The sequence below is a fragment of the Rheinheimera tilapiae genome (assembly GCF_042432165.1).
Lineage (GTDB): Bacteria > Pseudomonadota > Gammaproteobacteria > Enterobacterales > Alteromonadaceae > Pararheinheimera > Pararheinheimera tilapiae.
The window spans coordinates 335,200-360,131 of the sequence record NZ_JBHLXP010000003.1 but is presented as its reverse complement, the minus strand read 5'-3'; the positions used below and the strand labels follow the sequence as shown (position 1 = coordinate 360,131).

The following is a 24,932-nucleotide window of genomic DNA, read 5'->3' as shown; positions in this document are numbered from 1 at the left end:
GCTTTGTCTGCGTTGGCGCGCGTTGCATCTTTATGCAACAGCTGAAAGTGAATTTGAATAATATAATAATTCACAAAAACAGCATAATAATTCTTGAAAGTGCATGAAGACCCCGATACACTGGCCGCAGTTTTTGGTGTGGCCATTTTTTATTTAGCATTTGGAGACTGACCACAAGATGTCATCACAATCTGCCACCAGTTCAGTGATTCGCAGCGCAGTATTAGGTGCCGCCGGTTATAGCGGTGCCGAACTCTGCGTGTTATTGGCGCGTAACCCTCACTTTGCACTCTGCCATGCCTACGCCTCTGCCGGCCGGCAGCCAGAGTCTTTTTCTTCGTTGTACCCGCGGCATAAAGGTCAGCTTGATCTACTGGTTCAGCCTTGGACCGACGCTGAGATTGAGAATATCCGCGGCAAAGTCGATGTTGCCTTTTTAGCGCTGCCGCATGAGGCCAGTGAAGAAGTTGCGCCGAAACTGATGGCGGCCGGCATTGTGGTGGTCGATTTATCCGGCGCATTCCGGCTGAAAGACCCGGATTTATATCCCAAATATTATGGTTATGCGCACCAGCATCCTGAACTGATTAACGAAGCCGTGTATTCACTGATGGAGTGGCTGGACCAGCCGTTACCACAGCTGATTTCTGTGCCGGGCTGTTACGTTACGGCGGCATCGCTTGCTCTGTTGCCTTTAGTGAAAGCCGGCTTACTCACCGACGACAATATCCCGGTGATCAGTGCGACGAGTGGTGTCTCAGGCGCCGGTCGTAAGGCTGCGTTAAGCACCTCGTTTTGTGAAGTCGGCTTGAATGCTTACGGCTTCTTTAAGCACAGACACAGACCGGAAATCGAACAGAATTTGGGCCGTAAAGTGGTGTTCACGCCACACCTTGGTAATTTTAAACGCGGCATTCTGGCGACCAGCGTCGTGACGTTAAAAGCCGGTGTCACTGTCGAGCAGGTCAAAGCTGCGTTTGAACAGGCTTATCACGGCAAACCGCTGGTGCGGTTATTAACCACCTCGCCGAATGTGGCGGATGTGGCTGGTACGCCATATTGCGATATTTTCTGGCAAATCGACGGTGAACAAGTTGTGGTGGTGTCAGCGCTCGACAACCTGCTTAAAGGCGCTGCGGCGCAGGCCATGCAGGCGGCCAACGTCAAATTTGGCAAGCCGGAAACGGCAGGTTTGCTTGGCGGCGGAGTTTGTCATGAATAAGTCACCATTAGTGCTGAAGATGGGCGGTCGGCTGCTGGAAGATATGCAGGCGCTGGATAGTTTACTGACTGTCATTAAGGGCCTGGCCGCGGAATATCCACTGGTACTGGTGCATGGCGGCGGTGCACAGGTCGACAGCTGGCTGGCGACTTTTGGTTTTGACACGCAAAAGATTGATGGTCAACGGGTATCACCGCCAGAGCAAATGCCGGTCATCACTGGAGCATTAGCCGGTGCGGTGAATGGCTTGATGGTCGCACGGGCGCAGCTGGCCGGATTAAACGCCGTAGGCTTGACGCTGGCAGCCGGGCAGAGCCTCAAATTTGACGTCAATACCAAATTGGGCGCTGTGGGTATTGCAAGAGCCAACGACGGCACTTTGGTCAACACGCTGATTCAAAAAGGTTTTGTGCCGGTATTCAGCTCCATTGGCTTAAGTGATGACGGCCAATTGCTGAACGTGAACGCTGATATCGCCGCAGCAGCCATTTGTCAGCTGGTGCAGGGTACTTTGGTGTTGCTGACAGATGTCCCAGGCATTCTGGATGGCAATGGTCAGCTGATTAAATCGCTGAATAGCGCGCAAGCGCAGGCGCTGGTTGATAGCGGTGTGATTAAAGGCGGCATGAAAGTGAAACTCGACGCGGCGCTGGAAACGGCCGCGGCATTGCGACGACCTATCATCGTCGCAGGCTGGCAGCAGCCGGAAGATTTATTGAAGCTGATGCAACAGCAGGAAGTTGGCACTTGTATCAGTTGGTAACCCCACTGAAATCTGTTTTCTAACGCGCGGGCACCCTGAACAGGAGAGGTGTCCGTTGCCGGACAGATTTCCTCAAAAAAAGGTGGCCCGTCGCGGCCGTGCAGTGTGAAACAATGAGTCAATTATCGCAGTTACTGTGTTTAGCGGATTTAAGCAAAAGTCAGTTGTCCGGTTTACTGGCGCTGGCCAGTCAAATCAAACAAACCCCGGAAGAGTACAGCCAGGCGTTAAAAGGCAAAAGTATCGCGTTATTGTTTGAAAAGCCTTCATTGCGGACCCGGGTCAGCTTCGACGTCGGCATCTACAAGCTTGGCGGTCACAGCGTGTATCTGGACCAGCAAAACGGCGCCATGGGCGTGCGGGAATCGGTCGAAGACTTCGGTTCTAATCTGGCCTGCTGGTGTGATGCCATTGTTGCACGAGTCTATTCACAACAAACGCTGTTAAAACTGGCGTCGAGCAGCAAAAAACCAGTGATCAATGCCTTAAGTGACCTGTACCATCCGTGTCAGGCCTTAGCTGATTTATTATCCTTGCAGGAAGTGCTGGGCGATTTGTCTAAAGTCCATTTGGCGTTTGTCGGCGACGGCAATAATGTCTGTCACTCACTAATGTTGGGTGCCGCGATTTTAGGCATGACACTGACCGTGGTGACGCCCCCGGGCTTTGGTCCGGATGCGCATGTGCTGTTACGGGCGCAGGCCTTAGCAGCGCAAAGTGGCGCCAAACTGACGTTGAGTCAGCACGTGTCTGCCGCTGCTGGCGCGGATGCAATTTATACCGATACCTGGTTGTCGATGGGCAATAAAGCCGATCCGGCGCAGATCGAAAGGGCCTTTGCGCCATTTCAGATCAATACTGCAGTGATGCAGCGCCTCGGCGCCAAACATTTTATGCACTGCCTGCCCGCGCACCGCGGTCAGGAAGTGACCAGCGAAGTGCTGGACAGTGATTATTCTCTGGTGCTGCGTCAGGCGGAAAACCGCATGCATGTCCAGAATGCCGTTTTAGTCAGTTTATTTAGTTGAGGTTTGTCTCATGAGCGAATTAAAAAAAGGTGTGAAAAAAGTCGTTTTAGCTTATTCCGGTGGTCTGGATACTTCGGCCATCGTGCCATGGCTGAAAGATAACTATGACTGCGAAGTGATTGCCTTTGTGGCCGACGTTGGCCAGGGTGCTGAAGACTTAGAAGGCGTTGAGCAAAAAGCGATCAATTCCGGTGCCAGCAGCTGCTACGTCGTGGATTTAAAAGAACAGTTTGTTAAAGAAGTGATTTACCCAACACTGAAAGCCGGTGCTGTGTATGAAGGCCAATACCTGCTGGGTACTTCGATGGCGCGGCCAATTATCGCCCGTGCCCAGGTTGAGCTGGCGTTGAAACTGGGCGCTGACGCGCTGTGTCACGGTTGTACCGGTAAAGGTAATGATCAGGTCCGCTTTGAAGGCGCATTTGCTGCCTTAGCTCCACAGTTAAAAGTCATTGCGCCGTGGCGGGAGTGGGAATTCAACTCCCGTCAGTCGCTGCTCAATTACCTCGCCGAGAAAAAAGTGCCGACCACAGCCACCGCGACCAAAATTTATAGCCGCGACGCCAACCTGTTCCACATTTCACATGAAGGCGGCGAGCTGGAGAACCCGTGGAACGAGCCGTCTGAGCAAGTCTGGATGTGGACCAACTCTCCAGAGCAAGCACCGGATAAAGCCGAATACATTCAACTGAGCTTTGTTAAAGGCGAACTGTCAGCCATTGATGGCAAAGCGGTATCAGGTGTTGAGGCCATTGAGCAGCTGAACAAAGCGGGCTCTATTCATGGTGTTGGCCGGATCGATATCGTCGAAAACCGTCTGGTTGGTATGAAATCCCGTGGCTGCTATGAAACGCCGGGTGGCACTATTATCGTAGCGGCGCTGCGCGCGCTTGAATCGCTGGTTTATGACCGCACTTCATTGAAATACCGTGAAGAAGTGGGCCTGGAAGTGGCACAGCTGGTATACGACGGCCGTTGGTTCACGCCGTTAAAAGATGCACTGTTTGCCGCGTCTAATTCACTGGCGGAACAGCTGACCGGTGACATCGTAGTGAAGCTGTATAAAGGTCAGGTGACAGTGGCTAAACGCCGTTCACCGAACAGCCTGTATTCAGAAGCCTTCGCGACTTTTGACGGTGATGAAGTGTATAACCAGAAAGATGCGGCCGGTTTTATCCGCCTGTACAGCCTGGCGAGCCGCATCCGCGCTTTGCATAGCGTGAAAGAATAACGCCGGAAAGTGTTAAAAAAACGCCGGGCTTGCCCGGCTTTTGTTCATAAGATTTGTTGAGGTCAGTATGGCGATGTGGGGCGGCCGCTTCCAGGAAGCGAGTCTGGAAGAATTCCGGGCATTTAATGATTCATTGAGTTTTGACTATTTGCTGGCGCAGCAGGATATCGCCTGTTCACGTGCCTGGGCCGGTGGTTTACTCGAAGGCGGCATCATCACTGCGGACGAGGCCAAGGCACTCGACCGCGCGCTGGCAGAACTGGCAGATGAAGTGACGGCCAATCCACAGTTGCCGCTTGCGACCTCTGAAGAAGATATTCACAGCTGGGTTGAACTGAAACTCGGCGACAAAATCGGTGTGATCGCAAAAAAATTGCACACCGGCCGTTCACGTAATGATTTGGTCGCGACCGATTTACGTTTGTGGAGCCGGCTGAATGCGCAGCTGGTGCAACAGGCGCTGACTGGCGCTATCGGCGCTTTACTGAATTTCGCCCGCCTGCACCATGGCGCTGTGATGCCTGGTTTTACTCATTTGCAACGTGCACAGCCGGTGCTGGTCAGTCATTGGGCGCTGGCTTATGTTGAAATGTTCCGTCGTGATTTAAGCCGGATTGACGATGCGTTAAAACGCCTCGACAGTTGCCCGTTAGGGTCAGGCGCTTTGGCGGGCACTGGTGTAGCGATGGACCGTCAGGCTTTGGCGCAGCGTTTAGGCTTTAGCCAGGCCGCGCGCAACAGTCTTGATGCAGTGTCAGATCGTGATTATGTCGTCGAGTTGTCGGCCTGCGCCAGCATCTGTCTGACGCACTTATCGCGTTTGTCGGAAGATGTGATTTTCTTCTGCTCCGGCGAAGCGGGCTTCTTTAAACTCGGCGATGCAATTTCCAGCGGCTCCTCGTTAATGCCGCAGAAGAAAAACCCGGATGTGTTCGAGTTATTGCGCGGCAAAACCGGCCGGGTACTCGGCCATCTGGTGGCGATTCTGCATATCCTCAAAGGCCTGCCATTGGCCTACAACAAAGATATGCAAGAAGACAAACAAGGCTTTTTCGATTTAATGAGTACCTGGCAACAATGTCTGCTGGTGCTGGCGACTTGTCTGCCACATTTGTCTGTCAACGTGGACCGTTGCCGCAAAGCGGCTGAACTTGGCTACAGCAATGCCACCGACCTTGCTGATTATCTGGTCAGTAAAGGCATTGCCTTTCGTGATGCGCACGAGTTATCCGGCGAGCTGGTGTTAAAAGCTGCCGCCAAGCAAGTCGCGCTGGAGCAGCTGAGCTTGGCTGAGCTGCAGGAAGTCAGTGCGCTTATCAGCGAAGACGTGTATCCGGCACTGACCATTGAAGCGGGCATGGCAAAACGCTCGGCGCTGGGTGGTACTTGTCCGGTGCAGGTGGGGCAGGCTCTCAGCGCGGCAGAAGCCTGGTTCGAAACACTGGCATAGCCTCAGCGTTGTCTGTCCGACCAATAATAAAGCCGCAGTGATGCGGCTTTATTGTTTTCGCGGCAGGGCAGGCGCCAAACGCAGGGAGCAGTTTGGCGCAACCTGCGCTGTTTAACGGAAAATATCAATCTCCGCCGGTTTTTGTTGATCCGGTTGTAACGGATTCACCGGGTCGGCATATTGCGTCGGTTCAGTGCCCTGCATGAAGTATTCAAACTCACTACTATCATCACTGGCCTGGGTTAACAAACCGGTTTTGCGGTCGATCCGCACTGAGACAATCCCTGTCGGTGTTGGCGGGAATTGCTCAGGAGTATTCTCCAGCGCCAGTTCGGCAAAGTTCTGCCAGCTTGGCAGCGCAGTGGTTGCGCCTGATTCGCCGCCTAAGGTGACAGAACGGCCTAACACACTTTCGGAATCATCAAAACCAACCCAGCTGGTGATCACCAGATCCGGTGTAAAACCGCTGAACCAGGCGTCTTTCACGTCGTTGGTCGTGCCGGTTTTACCGGAGATATCGCGACGTTTTAACGCTTTTAACTTGTGGGCCGTGCCATTCCAGCCCGGTCCACCCCAAATGGCACTTTTCATTGCTTCGGCAATCAGGAAGGCATTTTGTGCCGAGATCACCCGCGGCGCGTATTGCTCGGTCGGTTTTGGCGGTTCTGTCACCGCCGGGTCTGCTGCCACTGCCGGCGTGCCTGGTGCATCATTGGTTACCGGTTGCACTTCGCCAGAGTTTGCTTCCGCAGCGTTGGTGGCAAGCTGTTCGCACTGGTCACAGACACTGACGGACTGATGTTCATAAATCAGATTATTCTGGTCGTCGAGAATTTTGGTGATGACATAAGGTTTCACCAGATAGCCGCCGTTGGCGAATACAGCATAACCCGTCACCAGCTCCAGAGGGGTCAACGATGCAGAGCCAAGTGCTAACGTCTGATTGCGGGGTAAGTCCTTGGCATGAAAGCCGAACTTCGCCAGATGACCAATGGTATGGTCAATGCCGACACCACTAATTAAGCGAACAGACACCACGTTTTTCGATTTTGCTAAGGCTTCGCGCAAGCGGATTGGACCGTCGTATTCTTCCGGTGAGTTTTTCGGTCGCCAAGCCTGTCCTGAGCCCTCATCCCATTCATGGATCGGTGCATCGTTGATGACGGAGGCGAGCGTGTAACCATGCTCGAGCGCGGCGGAATAAATAAAAGGTTTAATGTTGGAGCCAACCTGACGGTTGGCTTGAGTTACGCGGTTAAACTGCGTCTGACTGAAGCTATAGCCACCGACTAAAGCACGGATTGCGCCATCTTTCGGGTTCATCGCGACCAATGCACTGCTGGCCTGTGGCAATTGGCTCAGACGCCATTGGCCTTCCTGTTCGCGCACATAGATGAGCATCCCAGGCGCCAGTACCTGACCGGCCAGACTCGGCGCATTGCCTTGTCGTTCATTGCTGATATAAGCCCGGGCCCATTTCAGCCCATCCCACGGCAGTTCTATTTTACGACCGCCGGAGATCATCACTTCAGCGCTTTGAGCCATGACCTGCGTCACAACCGCCGGTTGCAATTTTTCAATACTATCCTGCTCATCGAGGTAGGCCAGAATGGCTTCGTCCGAAAAACGTTTATCTTCTTTAAAACTGATGCTGCCATCGGCAGCGACCACTTTTTCCGCAGGCCAGACTGTTTTGACAGCGCCGCGGAAGCCATGTCGTTCATCATAGGCATGCAGATTGGCTTGCAACGCATTGACTGCTTTGGTTTGTTGGCGGGCATCAACGGTGGTAAAAACCTGGAACCCTTTGGAATAGGCTTCTTCTTCACCATAACGGGCCACGACTTCCTGCCGGACCATCTCTGCAAGATAAGGGGCAGAAGCTGTGACCTGAGCGCCGTGTAACTTGGAAACAATAGGCGCCTGAATCGCATCGTCGTATTCTTGCTGCGTGATATATTTTTCCGCCAGCATGCGGCCCAGCACAATATTACGGCGGGCACGGGCACGGCTGGGAGAACGGACTGGGTTCAGCACTGAAGGCGCTTGTGGCAAACCGGCGATAATTGCGATTTCTGACAGCGTCAGGTCCTGAATGTTTTTCCCGAAATACACTTGCGCTGCGGCACCGACGCCAAAAGCACGCTGTCCCAGTTCAATCCGGTTCAGATACAGTTCTAAGATTTCGTCTTTGCTTAGCAGCTCTTCGATATGGATCGCCAGAAAAGCTTCTTTGACCTTGCGGATGATTTTCTTTTCCCGGCTCAGGAAGAACAACCGGGCCAACTGCTGAGTGATAGTCGATGCACCCTGGCTATAGTCGCCAGTGGTGGCCACAACCGAGGCCGCACGCATCACGCCTATCAAATCAATACCCGGATGCTCATAGAAGCGTGAATCTTCGGTGGCCAACACTGCTTTTATCAGCATCGGTGGCATTTCGTTGAGTTTAAGCGGGATCCTGCGTTTTTCACCAAATTGGGAAATTAATTCGCCGTCCTGACTGAAAACCCGCATCGGTGTTTGCAGGCGCACATCTTTCAGCGTTTCGACGCTCGGCAGATCGTTTTTAAGCACCAGATAAGTGATGCCAATGCTAAGTACGCCTAAGGTCAGACAACTCAACAGGATAATGACAAGTTTTTTAAGCCAAGACACTGAATAGCCCCAATTTTTGCTGCCCTTTACCAAAATAGGCTGCTAGTATAAATTCATTAGTAGTTGTTGAAGCACGTTGTTTCTCGTGCAAAAACAACGTACGCCACAGCGAAAACATAATAATCATAAGTTTGAGACGGCTGCAGGAAGCTATGATAAATCGGTTGTTTCGTGCGAAAAATCCACTCATCCTGGGCGTCGACATTGGCGCTCATACCGTCAAGGCTATTCTGCTGAGCCAACACGGCGAGCATTATAAAGTAGAAGCCCTGGCAATAGAACCTATGATTAAAGGGTCGATGACAGACCGCGAGATCCAGGATATCGAAGCTGTGGGCACTGTCATCGCCAAAATCCGCAAAAAAATTCCGAAAAACATCAAGTTTGCTGCAGCGGCAGTGTCCGGTTCTACTGTAATCACTAAAGTGATTTTTATGGATGCCAGCCTGTCGGATGATGAGTTAGCCAGCCAAATCGAAGTTGAAGCCGACAGCCTGATCCCATATCCGCTCAGCGAAGTCAGTATGGATTTTGAGAAACAGGACCTGAACCCCAACGACCCGTCAAAAGTAAATGTACTGCTCAGTGCCGCGCGAACTGAAAGCGTGCAAAGCCGGGTGTCCGCACTGGACGCTGGTAACTTTGCGACCAAAGTTGTTGATGTAGAATCCTACTGTTTAAGCCGGGCTGCTGAATTGTGTTTCCACCAGCTGCCACCAGATGCGCATGAGAAATTGATTGCCGTCGTTGATATTGGCGCCACGATGACGCTGATGAGTATTCTCGAAGGCGGAAAAACTCATTACACCCGCGATCAAATGTTTGGGGGCGAGCAGTATACCCGCAGCATTATTTCCTATTACGGCAAAACTTATGAAGAAGCGGAACAGGCTAAAGTCAGCAATGACTTGCCACCGACTTACACATTTGAGGTGCTGGCGCCGTTTCAAACCATGATCCTGCAGCAGGTTCGTCGTGGTATTCAGATGTATTTAACAACTTCCGGACGAGAGAGTATTGATTATCTGATCATCTCTGGTGGTACCGCGTTGATTGAAGGCATTGATAAATTACTGACCGAAGAACTTGGGATCCACACGATAGTGGCAAACCCGTTTCAGCAAATGGAAGTTGGCCCCGCAGTTGACCGGCAGCAGCTGACGCAACTGGCGCCGCAATTAATGGTGGCTTGTGGTCTGGCGATGCGGAGTTTCTCAACATGGCATATCTAAACCTACTGCCCTGGCGCGACGCGCAAAAGAAACAGCAACAAGCCCGGTTTATGACCACAATAACCGCGGCCTGCGTAAGCAGTTTTTTGCTTGTGTTTGGTGTAAGTGCTGTATACAGCTCGATGATTGAAGGGCAGGACGGTCGCAACAATTATCTGCAGGGGGAAATTGCGATCCTTGACCAGCGGATAACTGAAATCAAACAACTCGACGAAAAGAAAAAAAATCTACAAAAACGGATGGAGCTGATTGCCCAGCTGCAAAGCAGCAGAAACCTCGGCACGCAGATTATGGACGAAATTGCCAAAGTGACGCCGGCTGGGGTTTACCTGACCAATCTGGAAAAGAAAGGCCCGTCGTTATTGTTGGTCGGTAAAAGTGAATCGAATAACCGACTGTCCAATATGATCCGATCCGTTGAAACTTCAGAGTTATTGTCTAATCCGTTACTCGAATTTATTGAGGCGGCCAAAGATGAAACCCAGTTACTCAGTGATTTCAAAATGCACCTGATGGTTAAAAGTTATGACACGGTGCATGGTGCTTCGAATCAACCGAAGCCAGCTGCGGCGGGAGGCACCAAATGAGCCTGAATATTAATCTGGAAGAACTGAACAATCTGGATCTGGCGAATGTGGGGTCTTGGCCGCCGGTCGCAAAATCGATGTTAATAGTCGTGTTCAGCATCCTGGTTGCGACTTTAAGTTATTTCATGCTAGTCGATGAAAAAATTACCACGCTACAAAATGCCGAGACCCGTGAGCAGGAACTGCGGCAAATTTATCGCGCGAAGTACGCAGCGGCAGTCAACCTTGAGTTGTATAAGCAACAGATGATTGAGATGGAACAAACCTTCTCGTATTTGCTGAAACAATTACCTGCGACTCACGAAACGCCTGGCTTGCTAGACGATATCACTTATGCCGGCACTTCAACCGGACTGACATTTGTCCGCATCAACTGGATGCCGGAAATAGAAAAAGATTTTTACACTGAATTGCCAATCCAGATTGATGTCGTCGGCGATTATCACCAGTTTGGCAATTTTGTCAGTGAAGTCGCTAAATTACCGCGCATTGTATCTTTACACGATTTTTCGGTGACGACTGATAAAGACGATCGGCTGGTGTTTAACGTCGTTGCCAAAACATACCGGTATAAGGAGGCGCCATGAGTCGTCCTGTTGGCCGGTTGTTGGCACTCAGTGCCATAATGTTGTTGCTGCAGGGGTGTAATGATTCTTTGACTGATATCCAGCAATTTATGGAATCAGTCAAAGCGAACACCCCGGCAGGTATCCCCCCATTACCAAAAGCCAAGCCTTTTGTGCATATCAGTTATCAATCAGTGAATGCCCGTAGCCCATTCAGTGCGCCAAGACCGGAAGCGGTGCAGGAACAATTTTCACAATCGCAGGACTGTCTGAGTCCAGATCCTGCCAGACGCAAGGAACCGCTGGAAAAATTTGCGTTGGATAATCTGGCAATGCGTGGCACGCTCGGAGACAGTGATAATGTCTGGGCGCTGATTGAGGCTGCCGACAAAACCTTGCACAGAGTCAGTAAAAATAATTACATTGGATTGTTTCATGGCCGGATCATTCAGGTTGATGCAAACCAGATTGAATTAATTGAATTAATCCCGGACGGCGCCGGATGTTGGAAAGAGCGGACGACCACCATGCAAATGGCCGACCCCAATGCCGCAACGCGCAAATAAGGTGTGAGCATCATATGGATCAACTAAAACACATGCAAAAACAACGATCAGCCTGGTGCCGCATCGCGTTAGGTTGCTGGTTGCTGAGCATTGGCTCCGCGACAGCAGCTCCGCTGTTATATGACGTCAGATATAGTCCGCTTAGTACTGGCGAGACTGAGATTGAGTTTGTCTTCGACGAAGCGTTAAATGCTGCGCCGGAAGTGCAGATTTTTAATGAACCTTCGCGGATCGAGCTGACCTTTCCTGAAGCCGAGTTTGAAGAAAAACTCACCGATGTCACGATCAACAAAGCCGGTGTCAAAAATGCGCGGACAGAGTTCTGGCAAAAAGGCATTAAAACTGCGGTTTTTTTAGAACATCTGAAACTGTATAAAACCCGACTGGAAGGCAACACTTTTTACCTGCAAGTCAGTGATGGTGCCAGTAGCAGTGCGAAGCCGGATGCCAACGCTTATATCAACAAAGTACAGGCTATCGATTTTCGCCGTGGTGAAAAAGGTGAAGGCAAGGTATTGGTTTTCCTGAAAGACAGCTCAGCAGCCATCGATGTGCGGGAGAATCTGGGCAAAATTGTCGTGGAGTTCCACAACACCGATATCGCTGATGATTTGTTATATCAGTTAGATGTATTGGATTTCGGGACTGTCGTCAAAGGCATAGAAACTTTTAAAGATGGGGTGATCACTCGTCTGGAAATTGAACCTACTGCCGCATTCACTTTTACCTATCAGCAAGTGGATAATGTTTTCAGCCTGAGCGTAGAAAAAGACGCAATGGCCGGTGGTTTTATGCAAGGCGGCAAAGATTACAAAGGTAAAGCCATATCCCTGAATTTTCAGGATATTCCGGTACGGACAGTGCTGCAGATTATCGCCGACTACAACGGCTTTAACCTGGTAACCAGCGATTCGGTCAGTGGCAACGTCACGCTGCGTCTTGACGGTACGCCATGGGATCAGGCGCTGGATATTGTGCTGAAAGTGCGTGGTCTGGATAAACGGATGGATGGCAACATTCTGATGGTGGCGCCGACCGATGAACTGGCCGAACGTGAAGCCAAAGAGTTACAGGCACGGCAAAAAGTCGAAGAATTAGAAGCTCTGTATTCTGAGTTTATTACCGTTAACTATGCCAAAGCCGCAGATCTCGCCAAATTGCTGGACGGTAAAGACAGCTCGTTATTGTCGGCGCGTGGCAATGTGTCGGTTGACGAACGTACCAATACCATCTTGCTGAAAGACACGGCCAAAGCGATTGAGAACGTGCGCCGGTTGGTTGAACGGCTGGATGTGCCGGTCAAGCAAGTGCTGATTGAATCGCGCATGGTCACAGTCAAAGACAGTGTTGCGGAGGAGTTAGGGATCCGTTGGGGCTTCAGTGATCAACAGCTCACTAAAGCGGTGTCGGGTACTGCCGCAGCGGCGCAGTCGCTGGCGAATGGTACTATTCCCTCGCTGGATAGCCGCTACAACGTTAATTTACCAGTCAATACCGAAGGCGCGGGTAAAATCGGTTTCCATATTTCTAAGCTCGGAGACGGTACATTAATTGACCTTGAACTGTCAGCGCTTGAAGTGGAAAACAAAGCTGAAATTGTCGCTTCTCCGCGGATCTCTACGGCGAATCAGAAAAAAGCCCGGATTGAGCAGGGTGTGGAGATTCCATATGTACAGGCTGCATCAAGCGGTGCAACGACAGTGGAATTTAAGAAGGCCGTGTTAAGTCTCGAGGTTACGCCACAGGTCACGCCAGACAATAAAATAATCCTCGACTTGACGGTGACCCAGGATACTGAAGGTAAGGTCGTGCAGACGCCAACCGGTAACGCCGTCGCCATTGATACCCAGCGCATCACGACTCAAGTACTGGTAGATAATGGCGAAACGATAGTGTTGGGTGGTATCTATCAGCAACAAACTACCAATACGGTTTCTAAAATCCCGGTGTTAGGCGATATTCCATACGCTGGCGCTTTGTTCCGTCGCTCGCTGGACAAAACCGAGAAAAAAGAATTACTGATTTTTGTTACACCAAAAATCATCAACGAGACCCGCTAATTGCAGAAGGGACAACCGAACGGTTGTCCCTTTTGAACTTTTGCTTGCGAAGCCCGCGTCAATACTGCCATAATTCAGCGCTTAAAATTTTCACGGGAGCTTTTTGGTCCTGACATCAACCCTCTTGAGTTAGCTGAATTAGCATTACGACATATGGCAGAGAAACGCAATATCTTCCTCGTTGGCCCAATGGGCGCAGGAAAAAGTACCATTGGCCGTCACTTAGCAGAAATGCTGCACCTCGAATTCTATGATTCGGATCAGGAAATTGAACGCCGTACCGGCGCCGACATTGCCTGGGTCTTTGATCTGGAAGGTGAGGAAGGTTTCAGGGTGCGCGAAGAAAACGTCATTGAAGACTTAACAGGTATGCAGGGCATTGTGCTGGCAACTGGTGGTGGATCGGTACTGAGTCGCGAGACCCGTAACCGTCTGTCAGCACGCGGCATTGTGGTTTATCTGGAAACTCCGATTGAGAAACAGGTAGCCCGCACACAACGTGATAAGCGTCGTCCGCTGTTACAGACCGAAGAAGCACCACAACATGTGCTGGAGCGTCTGGCGGCAGAACGCAATCCACTGTATGAAGAGATCGCAGATTTTACCATCCGTACCGACGAGCAAAGCGCCCGCGCTGTTGCTAACCAAATCGTCGAACAACTGGGTTTTTAATTTCAGAAGGGAGCTGTAGATGGAAAAAGTTGCGGTTCAACTTGGTCTGCGCAGTTATCCCATCCTGATTGCTCCGGCGCTTTGTCAAAGCGCCGCTGAGCAACCCGAACTCACCCCGATCTGGGGATACAAAAAAGTCGTCATTATTTCCAATCCTGTAGTTGCAGCGTTGTATCTGGATAAGGTGCGGGCACTGTTTGGCACTGCGGAAATCAGCGAGTACCTGCTGCCTGATGGCGAGGCTTATAAAACCCTGCAGTCGTTTGAACAGGTCAATTCTTTTTTACTGGAACAAAAATTCCCACGTGATGGCTTATTGGTTGCCTTGGGCGGCGGTGTGATTGGCGATCTGACCGGTTTTGTCGCGGCCTGTTATCAGCGGGGTGTCGACTTTGTACAAATTCCAACCACCTTGTTATCCCAGGTTGATTCGTCCGTGGGTGGTAAAACCGCCGTAAACCATCCGCTGGGCAAAAATATGATTGGGGCTTTTAAGCAGCCTCAGGCTGTGCTGATCGATACCAATATGCTGCAAAGCCTGCCGCCGCGTGAGTTCGCCGCTGGTATGGCCGAAGTCATTAAATATGGTCTGCTTGGTGATGCTGCGTTTGTGCAGTGGCTGATTAGCCATCAGACGCAGCTCCAGGCGAAACAAGAACCAGTCATTAGCCAGATGATCCGCCATTGTTGTCAGATGAAAGCCGACATCGTCAGTCGGGATGAAACTGAACAGGGTGAGCGTGCCCTGCTTAATCTCGGCCACACCTTTGGGCATGCGATTGAAGCCTGGTTGGGTTATGGCAGCTGGTTGCACGGTGAAGCCGTCGCGGTTGGTATGCTGATGGCTGCGCAACTGTCAGCGGCGCGCGGCTGGATTGACATTGCTGATGTGGATGCGATCCGCAGTTTATTGTTAGCAGTACAGTTACCGGTAACGCCGCCGTCTGGTATGACAATTCAGCATTTTATGCCCTATATGAAGACCGATAAAAAGGTCAAAGCCGGACAAATGCGCTTTATCTTGTTGCAACAATGCGGACGTGCGATTATCGTCGATGACGTGACAGAACAAGAACTTATTCAGGTATTTGGCGCCGCATATGGCTGATTTACATCAAAAACTGGCGACACAGCAAGGCTTGTTGCCGTCACAGCGCCAATGGCTGGAACGGTTGGTTTTTCAACTCGAGTTTAATCCTTATCAGCTGATTTATCTGATTGGTGGGCCAGGCTCCGGTAAATCCACACTGGCCTTAGCGGTCGCAGATCTATTATCCGACGAATTCAATCTGGCATTGCTGACAGTCGAACCTGAACTCAGCGCCGGTAAAATTCGTCAGCATTTACTAGAGCAGTGGTTTGGTCACGGTGTGGTCACCGATAAGACTCTGCTCAGTTTGATTGGCGACCGTGAGAGTCGCCAACCGTTGGCACTGATCCTAGACCAGTCGGAGTATTTGCCTGAACAATTGTGGACTGAGCTGGCTGAAATCCCATGCCTCGTGATCGCAACCGCAGAACAAGCTGATGCACACGCTGAACTCAATTTACCGCTGGCGCCGATCACAATGGAAGACGCCGGAGTTTTGCTACAAGACAGCGCTTTCAGTACATTGACCATTGCGGAACGCCTGGCGCAGTCCCAAGGTAATTTACACGTCTTATTAAATCCGCAACTGGCGGCAAAGACACCTAAGCAGCAAAAGACTACTGTTCAAACAGCATCCGTTGCCGGACCTCTATGGGTTTTTACCATCGGGATGGCCGTGATTGTTGGTGTCGTTGTGTTCTGGTTCTGGACTGAACGTCAGCTGCAACAAGGGGATGGCATCGGTACACTGACTTATCTGCCAGAAGAGCAGGAAGTCGCTGGCACTGTGACTCAAGTCAAAGAGGCGCCACCGCCGCCGCCGGCCGAGAAAGCCGTAGTTGAACAATTGGTCAACCAACTGGAAAAAGCTGAACGTGGTACCGCGCAGGCGAAAGGTCTCGAGAAGCCGGTAGATTTCACCGAACAAAGCGCTCCGGATCTTACTGGCGCTAATAAAGAATCTTCCGCAGCTGCTGAAGATGCGTCATTAACGCCGGCTACGCAGCAAGCGACCAGTACAACAGACACTGCAGTTGTAGAAACGACACAACCGGTGGTGGCTGAGACGCCGCAACAGGATTTAGCCGCTGAGATCAGCGCTGAAGTCGGCACTGTAGCCAGTACAACACGCCCTGCGACTTCGTTGCCGGAAGAAGCCACAGTCGAGTCTGAAATGGCGGCAGAATCAGGTAATATTACGACGCAGCGAGCGCCAGCCACGACGACAGCAGTTACTGAGCCAGTAGAAGATTTAGCGGCAGAAGCGTCGGCAGAGTTGAATCAGGCACCAATCGATACTCAGACGAAGTCTGGCGGTGCATACCGCTATAGCGAATCTGATCTGTTGTCATTGCCGGGCACCCAATACGCACTGCAATTGGTGGTGTTTTCCAATGATACAGCGCTGCAGAGTTTCCGTCAGTCGTACAGCAATCTACAAACTTATACCTATGAGCGGAAAAAAGACGGTAAACGACAGCTGGTTGTAGTGATGGCGCCTTTCTCTAGCGCGATTGTCGCTAAACAACAGACGGCGCAACTACCGGTGCCTTTACAGCAAGGGTTCGCCAAGCCGATCAGTGATATCCATAGTGAAATCAGTACTAACTAATGGGCAGCTGCGTTGACTAAAGCCGTAAAAATAGCCAAACAACGTGCTTTCCTGAAATGGGCAGGCGGTAAGTACAATCTGGCCGAGGCGATCCGTCAGCACTTGCCGGTTGGCGATTTACTGGTTGAGCCTTTTGTCGGAGCCGGTTCAGTATTTCTCAATACCGATTATCCTGCTTATGTTCTGAATGACATTAATGCAGATTTGATCGGATTGTACCGGTTATTGCAAAGTCAGCCAGATATGCTGATTGGCGCAGCACAGCAGTTTTTTACTCAGCAGAACAATAACAAAGAACGCTTCCTTGAACTCCGTCAGCAGTTTAATCAGAGCGAAGATTTACTTGAACGCTCTTTATTGTTTTTGTATCTGAACCGGCATTGTTTTAACGGCTTATGCCGCTACAACCAGTCCGGTCTGTTTAATGTACCTTTTGGCAAGTATAAAAAACCGTATTTCCCGGCTGCAGAGATGTGGCGTTTTGCCGAAAAAGCGCAAAAAGCCGAGTTTACCTGTCTGAGTTATCCGGAATTATTTGCCCGGCTGCCAGCGCCGCCGACAGTGATTTATTGTGATCCACCTTATGTGCCGTTGTCGAAAACGGCGAGCTTTACCTCTTACGCAAAAAACAGTTTTACTTTTGATGATCAGGCGGAGCTTGCCAATCTGGCAGAAGCGGCACAAGCGGCCGGTCATACTGTGGTGATTAGTAATCACGATACGCCGTTGACCCGGAAGATCTATGCCGGCGCTGAACTGGATTCAATCCAGGTTGGACGCTCTATTAGTCAGAAGGGTAGCAGTCGCGGAAAAGTCGCTGAATTGTTTGCTATTTACCGACAGAAGTAAGCCGACGCTAGGTTCAGCTGAGTACCCAACGCACGATCAGCATTAAACCCAGTACAAAGCATAATGTGACAATCACGCCGGCAATAATATAGGGCAGAGGATCTTGGGTCTGAAAGTCTTGTTGGCGTTGTTGTTCAGATTGCACACCGATAAAAGCGCCGAACACAGCTTTGAGGATTTGTCTGAGTCCGGGCTTAGTGCCTGTCATCAGCAGAAGAGGCCGTTATTCACTATCTTGGTGGGTATGTAGCCGGTTCAGTAATTCCAACAAATCAATAAAGTGGAATTGGGTAGAGCGGCTATGACCTTGCGCCCAGCCTAACCAGCTTTGTTGTTGGGTGCCGTCACATTGAAGTTGCAGGGTTTCAATTCCCGACTCCGCCACCACAAGCTGTTGTTGGCAGCTGGCCATAGCATTCTGCTGTTCCGGACCTTGAGAAATCGCGATAGCGACTGTCAATGGCAGCAGCAGCAACGCAGATTTCAGCAGAGTTTTTGTTTTCATCAGAACGTCCATGCAAATAATAACTGGTGGATTTTACGCCAGCCCCTTGGCTGTGGCAAGAAAAAAACCGGCGGCCTTGCGGCTGCCGGTTCGGGTCGTGGACAAAGGCTGTTTTTTTAATTTTTTATGATGTCGTATCTTTCTGTTGTCAGAAAGTCTTGCTCAAACTCAGTACTAAGCGGCCATCACACAGATCGCAGCCCGCACTGCCTTCGATATTCGTTGACGCAAATTTCAACTGCACGGCGGAACCCAATACCGAAGTACCTAAACCAACACTCCAGTCCAGATACGCATCACCGCGCAATGGGCCGGCGGCAACAAAGGTATTGTACTCAGCGTTGTCGGCAAATTGGTTGTGGCCGAGGTGCAACAGCAAACTTAAACTGTCATGCAACACGTAGGTGTAGTCTGCTGACAGGTAGTAGTACTCATTAACGCCAGACGCAAAATAGTCATCTGAGTAGGCGAAACCAAGGACTAAGTCTTTGTAAATAAACTTAGTATAGAATTCGTTGAAGTTAAACTGGTCGGTTTCATTGTCGCCGTTTGGATAGCGGTATTGCATTGCACCGACGTCAATGGTCCAGTCTTCGTTAATTTTTCCGGTCCAACCGGCCAGAATGTCCAGCTCCATGGAGCCATTGCCGAATTTAATATTAGAGGCCCAGGTGGACAGGTAAAATCCAGACTCGCCAGTCAGCGTCATACCGCCTTGCAAGGCCATGCCTTCATTCGTCTGTGAAATACCACGGAACAGATAGTCAGACACATAACCCACGTTACCGGTCAGTGTGGCGGCTTGTGCAGCACCGCCAAAACAGCTGGCGACCAATAATGCGATAGCGCCCAGTTTTTTTCCCTGCATCAACGAACTTGTTGTTTTAGTTGCCATTGTTTTCATTTGCTTTGCCCTTATCTGTAATGGTCGCCAAAGGTAATTCCAGTTCTGTGCCATCAATGAAAGATGTTTTATTTCAATAAGATAGACTTTTATCGCTGAATCAACCAGCGGTAAATGCGCGATAGTGGTGCAGAGTTGCCTGTTTTTTGGGCGCTTCGTTGGATGCATCATCGGTAAAGCGGCTGCGCGGCGCTATGAAATCGGCTACAGTGACGACTTTGCAAGCTGGGAGAGACGAATGTTACCGTTTTGGATAGCCCCTTCTATTTTGTCGGCGGATTTAGCCCGCCTCGGTGATGATGTAGCCCGCGTGCTGGCTGCAGGCGCCGATGTCGTGCATTTTGATGTGATGGATAACCACTATGTGCCGAATCTGACCTTCGGCCCGATGCTGTGCCAGGCACTGCGCAACTATGGCGTCACGGCGCCGATTGATGTGCATCTGATGGTGGAACCGGTGGATAGCCTGGTGCCGCAATTCGCCAAAGCGGGTGCTTCGATCATTACCTTCCATCCGGAAGCGTCGCGCCACGTCGACCGCACTTTGCAGCTGATCAAAGATGAAGGTTGTCAGGCTGGTTTAGTGTTTAATCCGGCGACGCCGTTGAGTTATCTCGATTATGTGTTGGACAAGGTGGATGTGATTTTACTGATGTCGGTAAATCCGGGCTTCGGTGGCCAAAGCTTTATCCCGGCGACGCTGGATAAATTGCGTCAGGCGCGTCAACTTATCGACCAGAGTGGTAGACCCATCCGGCTGGAAGTCGATGGTGGTGTTAAAGTCGACAACATTGCAGCCATTGCCGCTGCCGGTGCGGATATGTTTGTCGCGGGTTCGGCTATTTTCAGCCAGCCGGATTACCAACAGGTGATCACGGCGATGCGCACGGAGTTAGCCAAAACCCGTCCAGCTTGAGCAGAAGCTCACATGGACCAGCCTTGCAACGGGCGTGGCAAAGCTGGCCGAACCGGTTATAATCGGCGCAATTTTTTGACAATACTGCCAAGCAGATGATGCAGTATGCAGACAGGATCCCAGCGTTCATGCAGAAGAATACGGCCAAACCTATCGTTTTATCCGGCGCGCAGCCGTCCGGTCAGTTGACTATCGGTAATTATCTCGGCGCCTTGCGTCAATGGGATCGGATGCAGGATGACTATGATTGTCTGTATTGCATTGTTGATTTACACGCTATAACGGTCCGTCAGGAGCCAGCCGCACTGCGCAGCGCTTCGCTCGACTCTTTGGCTCTGTATCTGGCATGCGGGATTGATCCGAAACGTTCTGCTGTATTTATGCAGTCGCATGTACCTGAGCACAGCCAGCTGGCGTGGGTACTGAACTGCTACACCCAATTCGGTGAACTGAGCCGGATGACGCAGTTTAAAGACAAATCAGAACGCCATAATAACAACGTCAATGCAGGCCTTTTCACCTATCCGGTGTTAATGGCTGCTGACATTCTGCTTTACCAGGCCAATCAGGTCCCGGTCGGTCATGACCAGAAACAACACCTGGAACTGGCCCGCGACGTTGCGATGCGGTTTAACGCTTTGCACGGCGATATTTTCACTGTGCCTGAGCCGTATATCCCGCCAGTTGCAGCACGGGTCATGAGCCTGCAGGAACCAACCAAGAAGATGTCAAAATCAGACGAAAATCCGTGGAATTTCGTTGGCTTGCTGGAAGATCCAAAGATGATCAGCAAGAAGTTCAAAAAGGCGATGACGGATTCTGAAGATCCGCCACGTGTGTATTTTGATATCGACAACAAACCGGGTGTGGCTAACCTGCTCAGTATCTTATCGGGCGTCACCAACAAATCAGTGGATGCACTGGTCAATGAATACGAAGGCAAAATGTATGGCCACCTGAAAGGTGATGTCGCGGATGCGGTCATTGCACTGCTGGAACCGGTGCAACAGCGTTTCCACGAACTGCGTAATGACCACAGCACTTTACAGCAAGTGATGCAGGCAGGGGCTGCGGAGGCGCGTCGTCGTGCGGCAGCAACTTTAGCCAAGGTGAATGAAGCAGTTGGTTTTGTCCTGCCTTAATTCGTGAAATCGTCATAGCAAAAAGCCCCGCTTGCGGGGCTTTTGTTTTTGCCGCACTGTACTTGTTACAGGTAGGCTTTACTGAAAGCTTCTTTCGATTCTTTAATGTAAGCCCGTGCTTTCTTGGCGTGATTTTCCCAGGCCGTTTTGTCGGCGCTGTCGGTGAACGGATTTTGCTCCGGAGCGATGGAACGTTCAAAACGATCGTAAAAAGTGAGTGCTGCTGCGGTGACCTGATTAAACCGCTCTTTGTATTCCTGCACACTTTCTAATTGTTCGGATGTTTTCAGCAGATACTGCACCAGTTCGGTGTTCTGTTCGCGATCATGCAATTGTTGCGCATGATTGCCGATATTGCCTGCAATTTCGCTGCTGATACTGCCACGAATACTCTCTTCTTTGCTCATGACCCGGCCGAAGTTTTCCTGCGTCCGCGCAAGGCCGGCATGCTGAATATAACTGCGTAGTTGTTTGTCTAAATCTTTGCGATAGCTTTCCACCAGCTTTTGCATATTGCCTAGTTCGTTATCAAGCGCATTGACCTGCTGCAACTCTTTTTCCAATTCGTTGAGAAAACGCTCAGCATTTTCGTAAATCTTCAGACCGTTTTGCTCGGCGAATTTGCGGTCTTTGCGGTTTAAATCGGCGTTTTCGTAATTGGATTTATCAAAAGTCGCTGCCAGAAAGGATTTAAATGGCTCGGCAAACGCGGAGTAAGTGCCGCCACTGACCACGTTGAGCGTGGCAGTTGCCAGATCACCAAAGGGTTTTACCATCGATGTCAGCCTCGCCTGTTGTAGCGGCGATGACACGCGTTTTGTATCACTGATGATGCTGCGAAACGAGGCATAAGCCATTGGATTCGACATTTTGTTGCGTTCAGAGCTGGCGAGAACCAGTGTGATGCTTGCATAGATTGCGTTGGCATACTCAAGATATTGCCGCTGCGTTTCCAGTTGTGCTGCGTAGTTCTGGCCCAAACTTTTGAACTGTTCCGCCTGAAGCTCCGGGTTCTTATTCTGCTTCAGACGGTCTAAAATACCGCTGACAATGCGCTGTTCGTTTTTCTGCAGCGCCACGTCCAGACCAATGCGTTCGATACTGACGTCATCCAGCGCAATGCCGCCATTGCTGCTTTCTATATCCAACCGGATAAATTTCCGGCCCGGGTCGTCAATCGAGATCCGGTGCGCCAGATAATCGGCGCTGCTGGCCGACATTTCAATCAAACCAATTTGTTGCCAGGGCGCATCTGCTTTTAAAGAGGCTGAACTTAAGATATTGATGCGATAGCTGGTATAGGCATTTTCCGGTTTGACCCAGAACTCCAGCATGCCAGGCTCGGTCACCAATGCTGGTGTTACCAGACTGGCTGGGCCGCGGCTGCAAAATAGTGCCTGTTGACCACTGCGGGCCAGTTCATGCTGCAGCTGACAACCACTTAAGATGTTCCAGCTACTGCTGCCTTCAAAGTCGGCTTTAAACACTGGCTGCGCCAGCACATTACCTGCGAATGCTAAAGAACTTAGGAACAGGGGAAGTACACGCATATTGTCCTCAATCAGGCCATAGAGTGGCGCCAACCTGCAGGCTGCCAGTTGCAGACTGTACCAAAGCTGAATCAAAGCAGCCAGAACCGGTTGGCGCATGAGGGTTTTGGCCAGCACAACAAAGTCGTCAATGCTGCGCCGACCTCTGGTGGTTGCGTTGACATCCGCGGGCGAACCCGATAGAACAGAACGTTAAAAAATAAACAAAAACAAAAACTTTCAGACGGGGATTTTCATGAACACACCGACCACTCCGATAGTACCGCAAGGCTGGTCGCAGCGCTTGCTCTGGCTTGGCATCGCCATCACAGGTGCAGCTGCGGCGGGCGGTATCGCATTGAACCGTGGCGAATCGATCAATGCGATCTGGTTTATTGTTGCGGCGATTTGTACCTACCTGATTGGTTATCGTTTTTACAGCGCCTGGATTGCCGCACGGGTACTGATGCTGGATGAAACCCGCGCCACACCGGCAGTGCGCCTTGCCGACGGTCGTGATTATGTGCCGACCAATCGCTGGGTGGTGTTTGGTCACCACTTTGCAGCTATTGCAGGCCCAGGCCCACTGATTGGACCGACATTAGCTGCGCAGTTTGGTTATTTACCGGGAACACTGTGGATTCTGGTTGGCAGTGTGCTGGCGGGCTGCGTGCAGGATATGGTGATCCTGTTTTGCTCGATGCGCCGGGATGGCCGTAGTTTAGGCCAGATGGCCCGTGATGAATTAGGGCCCATCGGCGGTTTTGCTGCGCTCCTGGCGACATTTTTAATCATGATCATCCTGATTGCGGTCCTGGGGTTGGTGGTTGTCAACGCGATGAAGCATTCGCCCTGGGCGACATCAACGGTGGCGGCCACCATTCCCATTGCGGTCTTTATCGGCCTCTATATGCGCTATTTGCGGCCAGGCCGAGTGCTGGAAGGCTCGTTATTAGGCGTGGTGTTGTTGCTGTTGTCGGTTGGGGCAGGGGGTTGGGTCGACCAACAAGCTGGCTTACGCGAATGGTTTAATCATCCGGGCCTGCCACTGGCGTTTGCCGTCATTGGTTATGGCTTACTCGCAGCGATTTTGCCGGTGTGGCTGTTACTGGCACCGCGGGATTATCTGTCGACCTTTATGAAGCTCGGCACGGTGATTTTGCTGGCAGTGGCTATTGTCATTCTGCAGCCGGAAATTAAGATGCCAGCGCTGACGCAGTTTATCGATGGCACCGGCCCTATCTTTGCCGGCAGCCTGTTTCCTTTTGTGTTTATTACCATCGCCTGCGGCGCTATTTCCGGCTTTCATTCGCTGATCTCGAGCGGGACCACACCAAAACTGCTGGAAAATGAACGCGATATCCGGATGATTGGGTATGGCGGTATGGCCTTAGAGTCCTTCGTCGCCATCATGGCGCTGATTGCCGCATGTGTACTGGACCCTGGTGTCTATTTTGCCATTAACAGCCCGGCCGGCATTGTTGGCGCCACACCGGAAGCTGCGGTTGCGACAATCACCAGTTGGGGTTTCCCGGTCACTGTGGAACAAATGAATCAACTGGCAGCGACTATGGGCGAGGCGACCTTATTTGCCCGCACCGGTGGTGCGCCGTCACTGGCGGTCGGGATGGCCAGTATTTTTGCCTCTGCCTTTGGTGAGCATTTACTGGCGATGTGGTACCACTTCGCCATTATGTTTGAAGCAGTGTTTATTCTGACCACATTGGATGCCGGTACCCGGGTGGGACGTTTTATGCTGCAGGATATGCTAGGTAACTTCTCGCCCAAATTGGGTCAAACCAGCTGGTATCCTTCGGTGGTACTGACCTCGACGATCGTGGTCGCCGGCTGGGGATATTTTCTCTACATCGGTGTGATCGACCCCAATGGCGGCGTCAATATCCTCTGGCCTTTGTTTGGTATTTCCAACCAGTTGCTTGCTGCTATCGCACTGACGGTTGCGACTTCCATATTGATCAAGACCGGTCGTGTTAAGTATCTGTGGGTCACGGCGCTGCCGTTACTGTGGTTATTGATCCTGACGACCACGGCGGTCTTTGAAAAAATCAGCAGCACAGATCCGCGGGTCGGCTTTTTTGCCGCAGCGAGTGACTTACAACACAAACTGGATGCGGGCTTATTGGCGGCTGATAAGGCGGCTGTGGCACCACAATTGATTTTTAATCAGCAGCTCGATGCCTGGCTGGCGATGTTGTTTGTGGTGCTGCTGTATTTAGTGGTCGGCGATATGCTCCGGATGGCCTGGCGGCGCCACTGTGGTCTCAGTATTTTGCCGTCGTCCGAGACGCCGTACGTGGCTCGCCAGCATCTTCAGTCTGCTCAGGAGTAA

The 24,932-nt window shown here is 51.1% G+C and carries 22 protein-coding genes; 17 read left to right on the top strand and 5 right to left on the bottom strand.

All coding sequences use genetic code 11. The annotated features are described in order from the left end of the window. Positions 1-178: 178 nt before the first annotated feature. The 5 genes from argC (at position 179) to argH (ending at position 5,694) form a co-directional block, all read left to right on the top strand. Positions 179-1,222: an N-acetyl-gamma-glutamyl-phosphate reductase gene (gene argC, locus ACFFJP_RS12525; protein WP_377244371.1), complete on the top strand. Its 1,044-nt coding sequence runs from the start codon at positions 179-181 to the stop codon at positions 1,220-1,222. Continuing rightward, positions 1,215-1,985, top strand: a complete 771-nt coding sequence (gene argB, locus ACFFJP_RS12520) for an acetylglutamate kinase (protein ID WP_377244368.1) — start codon at positions 1,215-1,217, stop codon at positions 1,983-1,985. The genes argC and argB overlap by 8 nt, the downstream gene beginning before the upstream one ends. A gap of 113 nt (positions 1,986-2,098) precedes the next feature. After that, positions 2,099-3,013 carry an ornithine carbamoyltransferase gene (locus ACFFJP_RS12515; RefSeq protein ID WP_377244365.1) on the top strand — a complete coding sequence of 305 codons (915 nt, stop codon included), beginning with the start codon at positions 2,099-2,101 and terminating at the stop codon, positions 3,011-3,013. Between the two features lie 10 nt (positions 3,014-3,023). Next, positions 3,024-4,244 carry an argininosuccinate synthase gene (locus tag ACFFJP_RS12510; RefSeq protein ID WP_377244362.1) on the top strand — a complete coding sequence of 407 codons (1,221 nt, stop codon included), beginning with the start codon at positions 3,024-3,026 and terminating at the stop codon, positions 4,242-4,244. A 67-nt stretch (positions 4,245-4,311) separates the two neighbouring features. Beyond that, complete coding sequence (argH, locus tag ACFFJP_RS12505) at positions 4,312-5,694, top strand: argininosuccinate lyase (protein ID WP_377244359.1); 1,383 nt, start codon at positions 4,312-4,314, stop codon at positions 5,692-5,694. Positions 5,695-5,805: 111 nt separating this feature from the next. Here argH and ACFFJP_RS12500 read toward each other — a convergent pair whose 3' ends face one another. After that, positions 5,806-8,352, bottom strand: a complete 2,547-nt coding sequence (locus tag ACFFJP_RS12500) for a penicillin-binding protein 1A (RefSeq protein WP_377244356.1) — start codon at positions 8,350-8,352, stop codon at positions 5,806-5,808. 152 nt (positions 8,353-8,504) lie between these two features. Here ACFFJP_RS12500 and ACFFJP_RS12495 point away from each other — a divergent pair, with 152 nt between their 5' ends. The 9 genes from ACFFJP_RS12495 to ACFFJP_RS12455 all read left to right on the top strand — a co-directional run bounded on the left by ACFFJP_RS12495 (position 8,505) and on the right by ACFFJP_RS12455 (position 17,586). Beyond that, positions 8,505-9,584, top strand: coding sequence for a pilus assembly protein PilM (locus ACFFJP_RS12495; RefSeq protein ID WP_377244353.1), 1,080 nt, complete (start codon positions 8,505-8,507; stop codon positions 9,582-9,584). Continuing rightward, positions 9,572-10,171 (top strand): PilN domain-containing protein, encoded by a 600-nt coding sequence (locus ACFFJP_RS12490; RefSeq protein WP_377244350.1) that lies wholly within the window; start codon positions 9,572-9,574, stop codon positions 10,169-10,171. Before ACFFJP_RS12495 ends, ACFFJP_RS12490 begins: the two co-directional genes overlap by 13 nt. Continuing rightward, positions 10,168-10,758, top strand: coding sequence for a type IV pilus inner membrane component PilO (locus ACFFJP_RS12485; protein WP_377244347.1), 591 nt, complete (start codon positions 10,168-10,170; stop codon positions 10,756-10,758). The genes ACFFJP_RS12490 and ACFFJP_RS12485 overlap by 4 nt, the downstream gene beginning before the upstream one ends. Further along, complete coding sequence (locus ACFFJP_RS12480; protein ID WP_377244344.1) at positions 10,755-11,303, top strand: pilus assembly protein PilP; 549 nt, start codon at positions 10,755-10,757, stop codon at positions 11,301-11,303. Before ACFFJP_RS12485 ends, ACFFJP_RS12480 begins: the two co-directional genes overlap by 4 nt. 14 nt (positions 11,304-11,317) lie before the next feature. Beyond that, the gene (locus tag ACFFJP_RS12475; RefSeq protein ID WP_377244341.1) at positions 11,318-13,363 is read left to right on the top strand and encodes a type IV pilus secretin PilQ; all 2,046 of its coding nucleotides are present in this window, start codon (positions 11,318-11,320) and stop codon (positions 13,361-13,363) included. Between the two features lie 153 nt (positions 13,364-13,516). Beyond that, positions 13,517-14,035: a shikimate kinase AroK gene (gene aroK / locus ACFFJP_RS12470; protein ID WP_208931950.1), complete on the top strand. Its 519-nt coding sequence runs from the start codon at positions 13,517-13,519 to the stop codon at positions 14,033-14,035. A gap of 19 nt (positions 14,036-14,054) precedes the next feature. Next, positions 14,055-15,143, top strand: coding sequence for a 3-dehydroquinate synthase (gene aroB, locus ACFFJP_RS12465; protein ID WP_377244338.1), 1,089 nt, complete (start codon positions 14,055-14,057; stop codon positions 15,141-15,143). After that, positions 15,136-16,737 (top strand): SPOR domain-containing protein, encoded by a 1,602-nt coding sequence (locus ACFFJP_RS12460; RefSeq protein WP_377244335.1) that lies wholly within the window; start codon positions 15,136-15,138, stop codon positions 16,735-16,737. The genes aroB and ACFFJP_RS12460 overlap by 8 nt, the downstream gene beginning before the upstream one ends. Positions 16,738-16,749: 12 nt before the next feature. Continuing rightward, positions 16,750-17,586, top strand: a complete 837-nt coding sequence (locus ACFFJP_RS12455; RefSeq protein WP_446686829.1) for a Dam family site-specific DNA-(adenine-N6)-methyltransferase — start codon at positions 16,750-16,752, stop codon at positions 17,584-17,586. 13 nt (positions 17,587-17,599) lie between these two features. Here the strand turns inward: ACFFJP_RS12455 and ACFFJP_RS12450 are convergent, their stop codons facing one another. From ACFFJP_RS12450 to ACFFJP_RS12440, 3 genes are all read right to left on the bottom strand, one after another. After that, on the bottom strand, positions 17,600-17,794 hold the full coding sequence (locus ACFFJP_RS12450; RefSeq protein WP_377244332.1) for a DUF2970 domain-containing protein: 195 nt from the start codon (positions 17,792-17,794) through the stop codon (positions 17,600-17,602). Positions 17,795-17,809: 15 nt separating this feature from the next. Further along, positions 17,810-18,091, bottom strand: coding sequence for a hypothetical protein (locus ACFFJP_RS12445; RefSeq protein WP_377244329.1), 282 nt, complete (start codon positions 18,089-18,091; stop codon positions 17,810-17,812). Between the two features lie 148 nt (positions 18,092-18,239). Then, on the bottom strand, positions 18,240-18,959 hold the full coding sequence (locus ACFFJP_RS12440) for a TorF family putative porin (protein WP_377244326.1): 720 nt from the start codon (positions 18,957-18,959) through the stop codon (positions 18,240-18,242). A gap of 274 nt (positions 18,960-19,233) precedes the next feature. Between ACFFJP_RS12440 and rpe the strand changes: the two genes are divergently transcribed. Next, on the top strand, positions 19,234-19,911 hold the full coding sequence (rpe, locus tag ACFFJP_RS12435; protein WP_377244323.1) for a ribulose-phosphate 3-epimerase: 678 nt from the start codon (positions 19,234-19,236) through the stop codon (positions 19,909-19,911). Between the two features lie 128 nt (positions 19,912-20,039). Continuing rightward, positions 20,040-21,053: a tryptophan--tRNA ligase gene (gene trpS, locus ACFFJP_RS12430; RefSeq protein WP_377244320.1), complete on the top strand. Its 1,014-nt coding sequence runs from the start codon at positions 20,040-20,042 to the stop codon at positions 21,051-21,053. 65 nt (positions 21,054-21,118) lie between these two features. Here trpS and bdpA read toward each other — a convergent pair whose 3' ends face one another. Then, the gene (gene bdpA, locus ACFFJP_RS12425) at positions 21,119-22,603 is read right to left on the bottom strand and encodes a BAR domain-like protein A BdpA (RefSeq protein WP_377244317.1); all 1,485 of its coding nucleotides are present in this window, start codon (positions 22,601-22,603) and stop codon (positions 21,119-21,121) included. Between the two features lie 235 nt (positions 22,604-22,838). Here bdpA and ACFFJP_RS12420 point away from each other — a divergent pair, with 235 nt between their 5' ends. After that, complete coding sequence (locus tag ACFFJP_RS12420) at positions 22,839-24,932, top strand: carbon starvation CstA family protein (protein WP_377244314.1); 2,094 nt, start codon at positions 22,839-22,841, stop codon at positions 24,930-24,932.